Raw genomic sequence first — 14134 nt, 5'->3', positions numbered from 1 at the left:
GTCACCCGCCAGGCTCACGGGCCTACCCGACCCTTGAACGACACGGAGACCACGCGCAGTCGGCGTGACCACTGGCCTCCTGCAACGTCTCCTCGCGCTCACCGCCGCGTGCTGGCGCATCCCTCATTGCCTACAAACCACTGACCCCTTGGGATCGATCATCTCGCTTGTTAGGGCGGCGCGGCCGTCGTGTCCGCGGCCGAGCCGGCCTGCGCCGGGGGAGAGGCGCCCACCTCGGCGGCGTGGGCCGCGGTGTCTTCCTCGTGGTACTCGGCGAGCAGCTCCTCCTCTCCGTCCTTCTTGGGGAACAAGAAGAACACGAGGACGGCGCCGAGCAGGATGGCGATGATGCCCGCGGTGTACGCCAAGTCGGCGCCGTCGACGAACGACGACTTCGCGGCGGCGGTGATCTGCTTGGCGTACTGCGGATACTGCTCGGCGGCGTTGGCCGCGCTCGAGAACGACTTCGTGAGCTGGTTGGTGAGCTGGTTCTCCTGGCTGGAAGTGAGTGGTGGCTTGTCGGCGGCGTCGATCGCGTTGACCATCGCGGTGGCGAAGCCCGCGGCGAGCAGCGCGCCGAGAATCGACTGCATGATCGCGCCGCCGAGGTCGCGTTGGAGGTCGGCGGTGCCCGAGGCCATGCCCGCGCGTTCGACAGGTACCGATCCGGTGAGCGAGTGCGACGCAGGAGTGCCCGCGAACCCGACGCCGATGCCGATGAACGCGTAGCCCAACCCGATCTCCCAGTACGCGCTGCCCTCTTGCCACAAGAGCAACATCGTGAGGAAGCCGAGCAGGCAGAAGAAGTAGCCAATGAGCAAGGTGAACCGCGAGCCCCGCGACTCCACCAGCTTCGCCGAACGCGGCGCGATCAACACCATCATCACCGCCGCCGGCAGGATCGCGGCGCCGGCGTCGAGCGGCGAATAGGCGAGCACGTTCTGCAGGAACTGCTGGCCGACGAACATCGCGCCCATCAGCGAACCGAACACGATGAGCCCGGCGCAGGCCGCGACCCAGAACGTGCGCCGCCGCGCGACGTCGAGGTCGTAGAGCGGGTACTTCGCACGCCGCTGGCGGATGTAGAACGCGATCAGCGCCGCAACCGCGATTCCTGCGAGGCCGAGCGCCACGGTTCCCTCGTCGGGAACGGGAGCGAAGTTGATGGCGAGCACGATCGCCGCCACCAACACGATCGACAGGATGCCGCCGAGGTTGTCGACCGGGTCCGTGGCCTCGTTCACGTGGCTCGGAACGAACAGGACCGCCATCACGAGCGCCACGACCGCGAGCGGCAACGTGAGCAGGAACACCGAGCCCCACCAGAAGTGCCCGAGCAGCCAACCGGCCGAGAGCGGGCCGAGCGCCGAGATCGCGCCGCCGAGCGCGGACCACAGTGCGATCGACCGCGTGCGCGCTTGCCCGGCCCACAGGGCGGTGATCAGCGCGAGCGTGGTCGGGTACGCCATTCCCGCCGCGACCCCGCCGAGCAGACGGGCGACGACGAGCACTTCGTCGGAGGGCGCGTACGCGGCGAGGAGACAAGCCGGAACCGAGAGCAGGGTTCCGAGGACGAGCATCGCCTTGCGCCCGTATCGGTCGCCCACCGCGCCGAGGTAGAGGACCGAGGCCGCGAGGCCGAGTGAGTAACCGACCGCGATGAGGTCGAGCGTGGTCTGGGAGGAGTCGAACGCCTTCCCGATGTCGGGCAGCGCGACGTTGGCAACGGCCAGGTTCAGGTTCGCGACCGCCGCCACGAGGATGAGCGAGATCAGGACGAGGCCGGACCGGTCGGGAGCGGTCGACGCTTCGGCGGCACGCGCCACGCCCACGCCCGGCCCCTGTCCCTCGGTCATCGGCGGGAAACTTACGACATGAGACGATCAGGTGCATCCCGCCTGAGTGATGATGTCGGCCGTCGCCGGCACTCGAGTCGCAACCACGGAGGTGCTCATCGTGCACTTGTTGGGAACTCACGTTCCGCTGTTCGCCACGTCGTTCGGAGACTGGAGCTTCAGCGGCAACTTCACCACCGTCGACTTGATCGCTGCATCGACGAATGCACTCAACGGTGCGTTGCTCGCGCGCCGTCCCGACCACTACCGCAACTACACGGTGGCGGGGATCCTGTTGATGGCCGCTGCTCGGCCGCAAGCTCGCGGGCAAGTCGCAACGCGAGCTGCGGGGCATCGGTCTTGTCCCGCAGGACGACTGAAGGGAAGCTGGCCGCCGCGCAGGAACCCGGCCTGCTCGATGACGAGTTGGCTCGACGATTGAGTCGGTCAGGCCGAGGCGAGGGCCTTCGCCTTGAGCTGCTCGAACTCGGCGTCGGTGATCGTGCCCTTCGCCTTGAGGTCGGCGAGCCGCGCCAGCTCGTCGGCGACGCTGCCGCCGCCGCCCGCGGCCTGCTGCACGTACTGCTTGAACGCCGCGTCCTGTGCTTGCGCCGCCTGCACCGCGTGCTCGTGCATCTTGCCGCCCCGCGCGATCAGGTAGATGAACACGCCGAAGTACGGGACGATGATGATGCCGATCACCCACGCCGCCTTGGCCCAGCCGGACAGGTCGTGACTCCGGAAGAGGTCGCCGAACACCATGATCAGCAACCAGATCCAGATGAAGAACATGAAGAACCAGAGCATCGACAGGAACACCTCACCGGTGCCGAAGTCGGACGCCACCACCATGAAATTCCTCCTCGTCGCGCGGCCTTGTCCCGCTCAGAGTCGGGTACGCCGCAGGCCGGGAATCTAGATCCTCCGGCGTGCTCGCGTCCTCATCCCCTTCAGGTGATTGGGCCCCGGCTTTCATCCGTGAGATTCTCTCCGGGACCTAGGGCTGGGGGAGGCTCTGCGTGCTGAACATCCAGTCGTTGGTGCTCGCGGTCGATCCGGTGCCGTGGGCTCGCACCCAGATGGCCTTCACGCTCGGCACGCACATCATCCTGGTGCCGCTGGGCGTGTCGTGGGCCTTCATGGTGCTCGTCGCGAACTACCGCGCGATCAAGAAGGGCGATGCCGACGCGTTGCTCCTCGCGCAACGATGGTCGAAGTACATGGCGGTCACGTTCGCCGTCGGCGCCGTCACCGGGACCGTGCTCACGTTCGAGTTCGGGCTGTTGTGGCCCAACTTCATGGGTCGCTTCGGCGACGCGTTCGGCATCCCCTTCATGATCGAAGGCTTGTTCTTCTTCACCGAGGCGATCTTCCTCGCGATCTACATCTACGGCTGGAGGCGCCTGAAGCCATGGCCGCATTTCTGGACGGGCGTGCCCATCGTGATCGCCGGCATCGGCGGTACCGCGTCGGTGGTCGCGGCCAACGCGTGGATGAACGAACCCGCCGGGTTCACGCTGAACTCGGCGGGCAAGGTCGTCGACGTGAACCCGGTCGACGTGATCTTCAACAACGCGTTCCCGTACGAGACCGCGCACATGCTCGTCGCGGCGTACCTCGTCGGCGGCTTCATGATCGCTTCCGTGTACGCCATGGGAATGTTGCGGGGGAGACGCGACCGGTATCACCGGCTCGGGTTCATCATCCCGTTCACGGTGGCTGCCATCGCCGCGCCGGTCCAGATGTTCGTGGGCGACCAGGTCGCGCGCTGGGTCTACAACAACGAGCCCACGAAGTTCGCCGCGATCGAGCTCGTCCCCAAGACGGCGACCGACGTACCGGAGACGCTGTTCGGGCACTTGAACTCCGACGGAACCGTCAGCGGCGGCATCGCCATCCCGGGCCTGGCGTCGTTCCTTTCAGATCCGAGCACCGGCACCAGTACCCAGATCAAGGGACTCGACAGCTTCCCGGCGAACGAGCGACCGACCACCGAAGAAGTGAATGTCGTGCACCTTGCGTGGGACGTCATGGTGGGCCTCGCGACGCTCCTGTTCCTGTTGTCGGTCTGGTACGGGCTGTCATGGCTCTTCCGGCGCGACATCCCGAAGATGCGGCTCTTCCTCTGGCTCGCGTCGGGCGCGGGGGTCGCGGCGGTACTCGCGATGGAAGCCGGCTGGGTCGTCACCGAAGTCGGCCGTCAACCGTGGATCGTCACCGGCTACATGAAGGTCGAACAGGCGGCGACGACGAATACGGGCGTGTGGGCCACGTTCCTCGTCATCCTCGGCCTGTACCTCGGAGTGGCGGTGACCCTCGTGCTCATCCTGCGCGCGATGAGTCGGCGCTTCCGCGCCGAGGGCACCGACGAGCACGGCGGGCCGTACGGGCCGCGTGAGCCGCTTCCCGACGCGGCGGCCGAGCGGGTGGGGGTCTGATGGACGACGCCGTCGCGGTCGTGCTGTTCTTCGGCGTCACCGCCTACGCGATCTTCGGCGGAGCCGACTTCGGCGCGGGCTTCTGGGACCTTGTCGCCGGTGGCCCCGAACGTGGTGAGCGCCCTCGTGCGGTGGTCGCGCACTCCATCGGACCGGTGTGGGAGGCGAACCACGTCTGGCTGATCTTCTGCCTCGTGGTGCTGTGGACCGGGTTTCCGGAGGCGTTCGCGTCGATCACGCTCACGCTGTTCGTGCCACTGTCGCTTGCTGCTCTCGGCATCGTGTTGCGCGGATCGAGCTTTGCGTTCCGCAAGGAGGTGTCGCGCACGTCGAGTCGGCGGAACTTCGGTGCTGCGTTCGCGGGTTCGTCGGTGCTCGTGCCGTTCTGCATGGGCGCAGTCGCGGGGGCGATCGCCTCCGGTCGGGTGCCGGCGGGCGGCAAGGCCGGTGACCTCTGGTCGAGTTGGCTCAACGCAACGTCGATCCTCGGTGGCGTCCTCGCGGTCACGGTGTGCGCGTACCTCGCGGCGGTCTACCTGTTCTTCGACGCCCGGCGCTTCGGCGACCCCGCGATGGTCGAATACTTCCGGCGTCGTGCGGTTGCAGTCGCCGTCGTTACCGGCGTGGTCGCGCTGATCGGCATCTTCCTCTTGCGCGACGATTCGCCCTACGTCTTCGATGGTCTCACGTCGAGAGCGCTCCCGTTCGTAATCATCTCTGCGTTGTGCGGTGTCGGTTCGCTCGTCTTGCTCCTGCGCGATGTCGCGCGGGGCGCGCGGATCCTGGCGATCGGCGCGGTGGCCACCGTGGTTCTCGGCTGGGGCGTCGCGCAGTGGGACTACATCCTCCCCGAGACGCTCACGGTGTCGCAGGCGGCGGCACCCGATGGCACGCTCACGACGATCCTCGTGGTCTTCGTGATCGCTGCGATCGTGATCCTGCCGTCACTGGGACTGCTGTACGTGCTCGACCAGAAGAGCATGCTCGAGCCCGACCAGTAGCACGGGCTCGGTTTGTCCCGGGCGTCAAATCATGCGCAAGCTGTGCCGGCATCACCCGCTCGGGATGATGTCGACAACTGGAGGCCTCGCGATGACATCCACCGAAGTCGCCCCGTCGCTCTCGGCCAGCGATCTCGAGCGTGTCCTCGGGCTCATGAAGGGCGCCGACAGCGTGGAGCTGAAGCTGACCGTTCCCAACGCGGCCCAACGCTCGACGGTTGCCGGGCTCGCAATCGATCCGCTCGACGCGCAGATCCGGCAGGTGTTCTTCTTCGACACCCCGCAGCTGGCGCTCAACCGGGCCGGGTTGGTGGTACGCGCCCGGCGCGTGCAGGGTCGCGACGGCGACTCCGCGGTCAAGCTCCGGCCGGTGGAGCCGTCGGAGCTGCCGAGCCGCCTTCGGAAGTCGCCCAATCTCGTGGTCGAAGTCGACGCGATGCCCGGCGGGTTCGTGTGCTCGGCGTCGCTCAAGTCGGCGCTCACCAACGCGCACGTGCGCGACGCGGTGCTCGGGACGCGCGCAGTGCGCAAGCTGTTCTCGAAGGAACAGCGTGAGTTCTTCGCCGCGCACGCGCCCGAAGGGATCGCGCTCGACGACCTCCCGGTGCTCGGGCCGATCTTCGTGCTCAAGCTGAATTTCACCCCGAAGGAGTACGGGCGCAAGATGGTGGGCGAGATGTGGTTGTACCCCGACGGCTCCCGGATCCTCGAGCTGTCGACGAAGTGCCAACCAGGAGAGGCGTTCCAGATCGCAGCGGAGACGAAGGCGTTTCTCGCAAAGCGCGGCGTCGACATCGGCGGTGAGCAACACACCAAGACCAAGACTGCGCTCGAGTTCTTCTCCGCGGAGCTCCAGGCCGCTTCCTCGGGCGGCAACTGACCGCCACCGCGCTCACAGACGAGCGAGCTCGCTCTCGAGCTGGGCGAGGCCCATCGGGCCGAGATCGAGCGCGCGGCGGTGGAACTCCTTGAGGTCGAATGTGTCGCCGGTGCGCCGGCGGGCGTCGTCACGCGCGCGGAGCCACACCCGCTCGCCGATCTTGTAGCTGATGGCCTGCCCGGGGAGGCCGAGGTACCGGTCGACCTCGCTCGCCATGAAGTCGGGCGGGAACTTGCTGCGCTCGATCACGAACGGGAGCGCGAGGTCGGGAGTCCACGTGTCGCCCGGGCAGTAGCGCTCGTCCCCTGGGATCGCGAGCTCGAGGTGCATGCCGATGTCGACGACGACGCGTACCGCGCGCATCGCCTGCGCGCGCAGCATGCCGAGCTCGTACGCGGGGTCGTCGAGGTAACCGAGCTCGCCCATGAGCCGCTCGGCGTACAGCGCCCAGCCCTCCGCGTGGCCGGACGTGCCGGCGAGCGTGCGCTGGTAGCGGCTCAACGTGTCGGCGAGGTACCGAACCTGCGCGATCTGCAGATGATGACCGGGGACGCCCTCGTGATAGCAGATCGACACCTCACCCCAGAGGGGAAAGCGCGTCTTGCCGAGCGTGGGGTACCACGTGCGCCCGGGCCGGCTGAAGTCTTCCGACGGGCCGGTGTAGTACATCGCTGCGGCGCCGCCGGGTGGGGCGATCATCGCCTCCACCCGCTTCACCGGATCGGGGATGTCGAAGTGGGTGCCGTCGAGCTCGGCGACCGTGGTGTCGAGCAGGTTCTGGTTCCACCGCTGGAATTCGTCGACGCCCTCGATGGCGCGATTCGGGTCGGTCTCGAGGTGCTCGATCACCGCGTCGACGTCGATCCCGGGGACGATGCGCTCGGCGACGGAGCGCATCGCGTGCTCGATGCGGTGGAGCTCCTCCCAGCCCCACGCGTAGGTCTCGTCGAGGTCGAGCGCGATGCCGTTGAAGCGCCGCGCGTAGAGGGAGTAGCGGTCGCGCCCGACCGGGTCGTGCTCGGCCGCGTGCGGCGCGTACTCGTCGACGAGGTAGCGACCGAGCGCGGCGTAGGCAGCAGTGGCGCGACTCGCCAGCTCTTCGAGCCGGTGACGGAACGCCGAATCGGAGAACCCACGCGCGTCGTAGTCGTCGACGAGGGTGAGGAAGAACGGTCGCGTCGATCCGTCGACACCGCCCCACACATCGGCCTGCCGCGCGCACGCCACCGCCTGACGGCGCGCGGCCACGATGCCCTGTTGCACCCCCTCGTTGAACCCGGCAACGACTCCGGCCAGCCCTTGCGGGACGAGCGCGAGGCGCTCCGCGATCGTCTGCCAGTGCTCCTCGGATTCGCGCGGCATCAGGTCGAAGACCATGCGAACTTCTTGCACCGGGCTGCCGAGGACCCGGAGATCGCGGAGGCGCTCGCCGGCGTCGTGCTCTTCGAGCGCGAGCTCGAGCCGCTCGCGCAGCGCGCCGGCAGCGACGCGGTCGGCATCGGTTTCCGCGGTCGCGGCCACAAGCGCGCGCAACGTGGCACGATCGTGCTCGGCGCGCTCGTCGACGCCGTCGGGCGAGAAGTCGGTCATCTCGTGGTCGTGGCCCGTGATCCCCTCACTGGTTGCCGAGAGCGGATCGAGGGCGGCGAACCGTTCGACGTACGCATCCGCAAGCTCGTATACGTCGGATCGGGTGGTCATGCCGGATGGGTGGTCATGCCGGATGGGTGGTCATGCCGGATGGGTGGTCATGGGGGTCCTTGGCTCGCGTTCGCGGTGGGTACGTACTCGCGGCACGGTTGGCCCCGAAGGCTGCCACAGGCGGGGAGCGGTGTCGGGACGTCGATCCCCGAGACCACGGGGAGGACCGCGCGTGACGCATGGTCGGGGGCAACCGCGATGTCGTTGGTGACCGTCTCCGGATAGGTGAGCGAATCGAATGCCCACGACGGCCGGTTGCCTCCGGGCGGTTGCACCGCGATGCGCACGCGCGACCCAGCGCGGAACACATGGCCGAACGGGAACAGCGGGACCCGGACGAGCGAGAACTTACCCTTCGGCAGCGCAGTGGCGTCCCGTTCACGGAACGTCGGAACGGGGTGCAGCGCTGTGGACGCGGCCCGGTCGAGCGCGCGGCGGCTTGCCCGCAGCCAACCGCTCTGCACGTAGGTCTCCTGGCCGTCAGGACGCACCTCGCTCACGGTCACCTCGACGTCGACGTCGGGTGCGGTGGAACGCAGCCACAGGTCGACGCTTCCCGAGCCGAGCATCACGGTGTCGGCGGAGAGCGGTTCGCTGACGTACGCGGTGGCCTTGCCGTCGGGGAGCGGCAACCACGCGTTCTCGCTGGTCCGGGGGAACGCGGCGGGGTCGTAGGTGAATCGGTCGCTCGTAGCGGCGGTGGGAGGCGAGTCGCCCAGGCTGCCACCGGGCTCGAAGTACCAGGTGCTCGCCTTCGTCGTGGGCGGGGGCCACGACCGCTGGGTGGTCGCGAAGCCCGCGAGTGTTGCGCCGGCTGAACCACCGGTTCCGCTGTCGAACAGCACGCGCACGGGCGGTTCCGCTTGGTACGACGCGAGGGCGGTGTGGAAGTTCTTCTGGCCGGCGAACCGATCGGGCGGCAGTGTGAAATCGCTACCGAACACCCGCGCGAGCACGATCGCCGCGATCGCACGGACGGTCGGCGAGATGCTCGGGATCCGGCGTGCCACGTAGAAGTCGAGGAACTCCGCCCACCGGGTGATCACGTCCGGATTGAGCGAGTCGGCGTGCTGCCCGTTCATCACCGTCGCCTTCACCACGATGCCCGGCGCGAACTTGTCGAGCATCTCGGCGAAGTGGCTCCCGGTCTCTTCGTCCTGCCATGCCCCCGCGATGAACACCGGAACGTCGATCTTGTCAACGAACGTGGACGGCGCGAGTGCGCGGTCGGCCGGCACGCGGTCGGGGCCCAGTTGCGCGATCTCGCGTTCGACGTCGGGGCTCTGGAGCCGCAATGTCTGGTTCGCCTTGCAGGTGGTGTCGCCGTCCGCGATCCGCGCGCGGACCCAGTCGGACGCGGCCGGCCGGGCGTCGTGTTGACGATCCTCTCCCCATTGCACCGCGAACCCGTTGTTGAGGATCCCTCCCGGGTACAGCGTCCAATACGTGTCATCGATCACGGACAGCGGCGTGATCGCGGCGAGATGCGGTGGACGGGTCTTGGCGACGAAGACCTGCGTGATCCCCGCGTACGAGATACCCACCATCCCGACCTTGCCGTTCGCGACCCACGGCTGCGCGGCCACGGCTTCCACCGCGTCGTAACCGTCGAGCGACTGGAGCGTCTCGAAGTAGTCGAAGGCGCCCCCCGAACAGCCGGTACCGCGCACGTTCACGCCGACGGTCGCGTACCCGAGAAAGGACGCGATCCCCGAGGCCGGCTGGCGACCACCGGGGTTCGAGGGGTCGTACCCGGAGTACTCGACCACGGTCGGGTAGGGGCCGCTTTTGACCGGTCCCGGGAGCGTGACGTTTGCCGACAGCAGGGTGCCGTCGCGCGTCCTGATGTAGCCGAACCCCGGTTCGAGATGTTGCGACGAGTACAGCGACCGGTCGGGCGCGTCGTCAGGGTTCGTGACCTCGACCGGCTTGCTCCGCACACCGCCGACCTTCACGACATAGCCCGTGCCCGGTTCGACGTGGCGGAACAGCGTGGCGCCCTGGCGGTCAACGGCCTTCGTCGCGACCGCGTGGCCTTCCGAGTTCAGGAGCCGAACAGGGGCGCCCGGTGCCCCTCGGGTGACCGCCACCTGCTCGACGCTTCCCTGCACAGAGAAGGTCGCGACCTCGGCTGCTCGGGCGCTCGGGGCGACTCCGGCGAGCGCGAAGCCAGTGAGCGAAAGTCCAGTGAGAGAAAGACAGGTCGACACGGCCGAGACGACGACTGCCAGGATCGGTCGTCGCGTCACGTTGGGACGGTACCGCGCGGTCCGGCCGTGGCACGATCAGGCCATGACCGCGCTCGCAGGCAGCCATGCCGTCGTCACCGGTGGGTCGAGCGGGATCGGCCGTGCCACCGCGCGGCTGCTCGCCGCAGGCGGGGCACGAGTGTCGCTGCTGGCCCGTGACGAGGTGCGTCTCGCCGACGCGGCTCGCGACGTATCGTTCGGGGTCGCGTCGGACATGGTCGGCGTCGCCAGCGCGGACGTGCGCGATGGCGCCGCGCTGCGTGCCGCGGTCGCGCGCCTCACGGAGGGGCTCGGGCCGTGCGACATCCTCGTGACCGCGGCCGGTACCGCGCACCCTGGATACTTCGAGCAGCTCGACGAGTCGGTATTCCGCGACCAGATGGAAGTCGACTACTTCGGCACGCTGCATGCGGTTCGTGCGGTCGTGCCCTCGATGATCGAGCGGAAACGCGGCCATCTCGTGCTGGTCGGCTCGACCGCCGCGCTGATCGGGGTGTTCGGCTATTCCGCGTACGCGCCCGCGAAGTACGCGGTACGCGGGCTGGCCGAGACGCTCCGCGTCGAGCTCGCGCCGCACGGGATCGTCGTGTCGTGCGTGTACCCACCAGATACGAAGACGCCGGGTCTCGATCGCGAGAACGCGATGAAGCCACCCGAGACGGAGCGCATTTCGGCGTCGATCAAGCCGCGGGACGCCACCAGGGTGGCGCAGGCGATCGTGCGCGGCATCGAGCGCGACCGGCTCGTGATCACCGCCGATCTCCAGACCGCGGCGCTTGCACGCGCCGCCGGGCTGCTCGGGCCCTATGTGCGCCGCACGATGGACCGCACGGTGCGCAAGGTGCGCAGGCAAAGGGGTACGTTCGAAACATGAGCACGCGTACCGAAACCGACAGCATGGGTGCCATCGAGGTGCCCGCAGATCACTACTGGGGTGCCCAGACCCAGCGCTCGATCCACCACTTCGCGATCGGCGACGACCGGATGCCCGATGCGGTGATCCGGGGCATGGCGATCCTCAAGAAGGCGGCGGCGCTCGTCAACCGTGAGCTCGGCAAGTTGCCGACGGAGAAGGCCGATCTCATCGTCCGGGCGGCCGACGAGATCATTGCCGGGAAGCTCGACGGCGAGTTCCCGCTCTCGGTGTGGCAGACCGGCAGCGGCACGCAGACCAACATGAACGTCAACGAGGTGATCTCGAACCGCGCCATCGAGCTGGCGGGCGGCGAGATGGGTGCCAAGTTGCCGGTGCATCCAAACGATCACGTGAACATGTCACAGTCGTCGAACGACACGTTTCCCACCGCGATGCACATCGCCGCGGTCGAGGAAGTCGTGCGCGAACTCGTGCCGTCGGTGCGGCGGTTGCGCGACGCGCTCGCGGCGAAGGTCGAAGAGTTCGCCGATATCGTCAAGATCGGGCGCACGCACTTGCAGGACGCGGTGCCGCTCACGCTCGGCCAGGAGTTCGGTGGTTATGTCGCACAACTTGACGCCGATCTCGAGCGCATCGAGCTCGTGCTCCCGGGTCTGTACGAGCTCGCCATCGGCGGCACCGCGGTGGGGACCGGGCTCAACACGCATCCGGAGTTCGCGGAGCGATGCGCGGCGGAGATCGCGAAGCTCACGGGCCTTCCGTTCGTGTCGGCGCCGAACAAGTTCGCCGCGCTGGCGGCGCACGACGCACTTGTGTTCGCGAGCGGTGCCCTGAAGACGCTGGCGGTGTCGCTGATGAAGATCGCCAACGACATCCGGTGGTTGGCGTCGGGCCCCCGTGCGGGCCTCGGTGAGCTGATCCTCCCCGAGAACGAGCCCGGGTCGTCGATCATGCCGGGGAAGGTGAACCCCACGCAGAGCGAAGCCATGACGATGGTGTGCGTGCAGGTGATCGGCAACGACAACACCATCGGGATCGCCGGCTCGCAGGGAAACTTCGAGCTCAACGTGTTCAAGCCCGTGATCATCTTCAACTTCCTCCACTCCGTCGACCTGCTCGCGGGTTCGTGTGCCGGGTTCCGCGAGTTCGCGATCGAAGGCGTCGAGGCAAACGAGGAGCAGATCGCCGAGTACGTCGACGAGTCGTTGATGATCGTCACCGCCCTCAACGAGCACATCGGCTACGACAAGTCGGCCGAGAGCGCGAAGCACGCGCACAAGCACAACCTGAAGCTGAAGGAGGCGGTCGTCGGGCTCGGGCACCTCACCGAAGAGGAGTTCGACCGTCTGGTCCGCCCCGAGAAGATGACCCGCCCCGACGAATAGACTCTGGCCCTATCAGTCGAGGCCCAGCGCGCTGCGGCGCCCGAAGCGGGTGCGAAGGGCGCTCGTCAGCGAGCGAATGACCGCGAGCCGGGTATCCCGGCTCGCAGAGAGCGAGCGAATAGTCATGTCCATCTATGACGCGAAGATCAACACCCTCGAGGGTGAGCCGGCCGACTTGTCGGAGTACAAGGGCAAGGCGCTGCTCGTGGTGAACGTGGCCTCGAAGTGCGGGCTCACGCCGCAGTACACAGGTCTGCAGGAGTTGCACGAGAAGTACGAGGCGCGCGGCTTCGAGGTGCTCGGGTTCCCGTGCAACCAATTCATGGGCCAGGAGCCGGGCTCGGCCGAGGAGATCCGGGAGTTCTGCGACACCACGTATGGCGTCACGTTCCCGCTCTTCGAGAAGGTCGACGTGAACGGCGCCAACCGTCACGACGTCTACGACGAGCTCACCGCGACCGCCGACGCCGACGGTGAAGCCGGCGACGTGAAGTGGAACTTCGAGAAGTTCCTCGTGGCTCCCGACGGTAACGTCGTCGCGCGCTTCCGTCCGCAGGTCACACCCGAAGACGCCGGGATGGTGTCGGCGATCGAAGCGCAGCTGCCCAGTTAGAGCGCGCCGCCTTCGAGCAGGTCGAAGCCCTTCTGGCGGCCCATCGTCATCGCGCCGAGAAAGCCGCCGTCGGTGAAGAACGCCTCGCCACTCACGTAGCTCAGGCGCGGACTGTTGAGGCACACGATCGGCCACGCCTGCTCGACCGGCTCCGAGTAGCGACCGATGGGGCCGATTGCCGCGTCGATCGCTTCCTTCCCCGCGAACGCCTGGAACTGCGGCATCATCGCGGAGTCGGTGGGGCCGGGGTTGATGCAGTTGAGCCGGATGCCCCGCTCGGTCATGTAGTCGAAGCTGCGCGACGCGACCCACTGGTTGAGCACGACCTTCGAACACACGTAGCCGCCCCACGGCATGACCTCGGGATGGGCTTCGATCCATGCGACCGCGTCCTCGAAGGTGTCGGTGGCGAGCAGCGGCGCGAAGGTCTCGATCTGTTGCTGCCACCCGATCCCCGCCGCCGACGCGATGCACGCCACTGCCGAACCGCGCGACATCTGGTCGACGAGGCCTTCGATGAGGTGCCGTGCGCCGATGAAGTTCACCGTCACCACCTGGACGTCGGTGAACGGCGGACCGGGAAGCCCGGCGCAACTGAAGACCGCGTCGACGGTGCCGTCGATGGCCGCGAGCGCCGCATCGATCGAGGCTCGATCGCCGAGGTCGATCTCGATAGCCGTCTTCACGTTCGCCGACACGGGCTTGATGTCGAGCGCGATCACCTCGGCCCCCAGATCGGTGAGTATCGTGGCGGCCTGCTCGGCCATGCCGCTGGCGGCGCCGGTGACCACCACCCGCTTGCCCTCGTATCCCAACACGTCGTCCATCGGACCCTCCTCATGCGTCGCTCGCTGCTCGCCGGGATACCCGGCTCGCGGTCGCGGCCCGGCCGGGAACTTATCCCGCCCATGAAATCCGGGCATCCCGGTCGGGAATGGAGCGACCCACCGGCGGGTTGTGCATCGGGTAATCGTGTAATCACGAGCACATCCGCGCGAAGGACCGACGATGCCCGACACCGACCTGCCCGAAACTGGGACCCTCACCCTGCCGTTGCTGCCGTTGACCTCCGGGGTCGTGCTGCCCCAGATGGTGGTGACGCTCGCCATCGAGTCGCCCGAGGCGCGCGACGCCGCCGAGGGCGCCCACGCATCC

The 14134-nt window shown here is 67.8% G+C and carries 13 protein-coding genes; 8 read left to right on the top strand and 5 right to left on the bottom strand.

Annotated elements, in window-relative coordinates:
• Nucleotides 1-170: 170 nt before the first annotated feature.
• On the bottom strand, nucleotides 171-1856 hold the full coding sequence (locus tag WD271_02445; protein ID MEX1006685.1) for an MFS transporter: 1686 nt from the start codon (nucleotides 1854-1856) through the stop codon (nucleotides 171-173).
• Between the two features lie 46 nt (nucleotides 1857-1902).
• Between WD271_02445 and WD271_02440 the strand changes: the two genes are divergently transcribed.
• Nucleotides 1903-2277 (top strand): hypothetical protein, encoded by a 375-nt coding sequence (locus tag WD271_02440; protein MEX1006684.1) that lies wholly within the window; start codon nucleotides 1903-1905, stop codon nucleotides 2275-2277.
• A 5-nt stretch (nucleotides 2278-2282) separates the two neighbouring features.
• On the opposite strand, the gene WD271_02435 is transcribed toward WD271_02440, so the two are convergent.
• Nucleotides 2283-2687, bottom strand: coding sequence for an SHOCT domain-containing protein (locus WD271_02435; protein MEX1006683.1), 405 nt, complete (start codon nucleotides 2685-2687; stop codon nucleotides 2283-2285).
• Between the two features lie 167 nt (nucleotides 2688-2854).
• On the opposite strand from WD271_02435, the gene WD271_02430 reads away from it, so the two are divergent.
• From WD271_02430 to WD271_02420, 3 genes are all read left to right on the top strand, one after another.
• Entirely contained in the window at nucleotides 2855-4273 is a 1419-nt protein-coding gene (locus WD271_02430) for a cytochrome ubiquinol oxidase subunit I (GenBank protein ID MEX1006682.1), read from the top strand.
• On the top strand, nucleotides 4273-5274 hold the full coding sequence (locus WD271_02425; GenBank protein MEX1006681.1) for a cytochrome d ubiquinol oxidase subunit II: 1002 nt from the start codon (nucleotides 4273-4275) through the stop codon (nucleotides 5272-5274). The genes WD271_02430 and WD271_02425 overlap by 1 nt, the downstream gene beginning before the upstream one ends.
• Nucleotides 5275-5365: 91 nt before the next feature.
• On the top strand, nucleotides 5366-6154 hold the full coding sequence (locus tag WD271_02420) for an adenylate cyclase (GenBank protein MEX1006680.1): 789 nt from the start codon (nucleotides 5366-5368) through the stop codon (nucleotides 6152-6154).
• A 12-nt stretch (nucleotides 6155-6166) separates the two neighbouring features.
• Here the strand turns inward: WD271_02420 and WD271_02415 are convergent, their stop codons facing one another.
• Together WD271_02415 and WD271_02410 are read right to left on the bottom strand one after the other, a co-directional pair.
• A complete protein-coding gene (locus tag WD271_02415; GenBank protein ID MEX1006679.1) occupies nucleotides 6167-7855 on the bottom strand; it encodes a DUF885 domain-containing protein in 1689 nt (562 codons plus the stop codon).
• Nucleotides 7856-7902: 47 nt separating this feature from the next.
• Complete coding sequence (locus WD271_02410; protein ID MEX1006678.1) at nucleotides 7903-10104, bottom strand: CocE/NonD family hydrolase; 2202 nt, start codon at nucleotides 10102-10104, stop codon at nucleotides 7903-7905.
• Nucleotides 10105-10147: 43 nt separating this feature from the next.
• Between WD271_02410 and WD271_02405 the strand changes: the two genes are divergently transcribed.
• The 3 genes from WD271_02405 to WD271_02395 all read left to right on the top strand — a co-directional run bounded on the left by WD271_02405 (nucleotide 10148) and on the right by WD271_02395 (nucleotide 12979).
• Nucleotides 10148-10978 carry an SDR family oxidoreductase gene (locus tag WD271_02405; protein ID MEX1006677.1) on the top strand — a complete coding sequence of 277 codons (831 nt, stop codon included), beginning with the start codon at nucleotides 10148-10150 and terminating at the stop codon, nucleotides 10976-10978.
• Nucleotides 10975-12366, top strand: coding sequence for a class II fumarate hydratase (gene fumC / locus WD271_02400; GenBank protein ID MEX1006676.1), 1392 nt, complete (start codon nucleotides 10975-10977; stop codon nucleotides 12364-12366). The genes WD271_02405 and fumC overlap by 4 nt, the downstream gene beginning before the upstream one ends.
• Before the next feature lie 124 nt (nucleotides 12367-12490).
• On the top strand, nucleotides 12491-12979 hold the full coding sequence (locus tag WD271_02395) for a glutathione peroxidase (GenBank protein MEX1006675.1): 489 nt from the start codon (nucleotides 12491-12493) through the stop codon (nucleotides 12977-12979).
• Here the strand turns inward: WD271_02395 and WD271_02390 are convergent.
• Nucleotides 12976-13806, bottom strand: a complete 831-nt coding sequence (locus WD271_02390) for an SDR family oxidoreductase (protein MEX1006674.1) — start codon at nucleotides 13804-13806, stop codon at nucleotides 12976-12978. The genes WD271_02395 and WD271_02390 overlap by 4 nt on opposite strands.
• 181 nt (nucleotides 13807-13987) lie before the next feature.
• On the opposite strand from WD271_02390, the gene WD271_02385 reads away from it, so the two are divergent.
• Nucleotides 13988-14134: hypothetical protein (locus WD271_02385; GenBank protein MEX1006673.1), on the top strand; the 147-nt coding region annotated here is incomplete at its 3' end.

This window comes from Acidimicrobiia bacterium (genome assembly GCA_040880805.1).
Classification (GTDB): Bacteria; Actinomycetota; Acidimicrobiia; order IMCC26256; family DASPTH01; genus DASPTH01.
This window is presented reverse-complemented; position numbering and strand designations above follow the sequence as displayed.

Bases quoted from the DNA above. Each gene is read 5' to 3' on its own strand.
- WD271_02420 (MEX1006680.1), top strand. From the start codon at position 5,366: ATGACATCCACCGAAGTCGCCCCGTCGCTCTCGGCCAGCGATCTCGAG.
- WD271_02425 (MEX1006681.1), top strand. From the start codon at position 4,273: ATGGACGACGCCGTCGCGGTCGTGCTGTTCTTCGGCGTCACCGCCTAC.
- WD271_02395 (MEX1006675.1), top strand. From the start codon at position 12,491: ATGTCCATCTATGACGCGAAGATCAACACCCTCGAGGGTGAGCCGGCC.
- WD271_02435 (MEX1006683.1), bottom strand. From the start codon at position 2,687: ATGGTGGTGGCGTCCGACTTCGGCACCGGTGAGGTGTTCCTGTCGATG.
- WD271_02445 (MEX1006685.1), bottom strand. From the start codon at position 1,856: ATGACCGAGGGACAGGGGCCGGGCGTGGGCGTGGCGCGTGCCGCCGAA.
- fumC (MEX1006676.1), top strand. From the start codon at position 10,975: ATGAGCACGCGTACCGAAACCGACAGCATGGGTGCCATCGAGGTGCCC.
- WD271_02415 (MEX1006679.1), bottom strand. From the start codon at position 7,855: ATGACCACCCGATCCGACGTATACGAGCTTGCGGATGCGTACGTCGAA.
- WD271_02405 (MEX1006677.1), top strand. From the start codon at position 10,148: ATGACCGCGCTCGCAGGCAGCCATGCCGTCGTCACCGGTGGGTCGAGC.
- WD271_02390 (MEX1006674.1), bottom strand. From the start codon at position 13,806: ATGGACGACGTGTTGGGATACGAGGGCAAGCGGGTGGTGGTCACCGGC.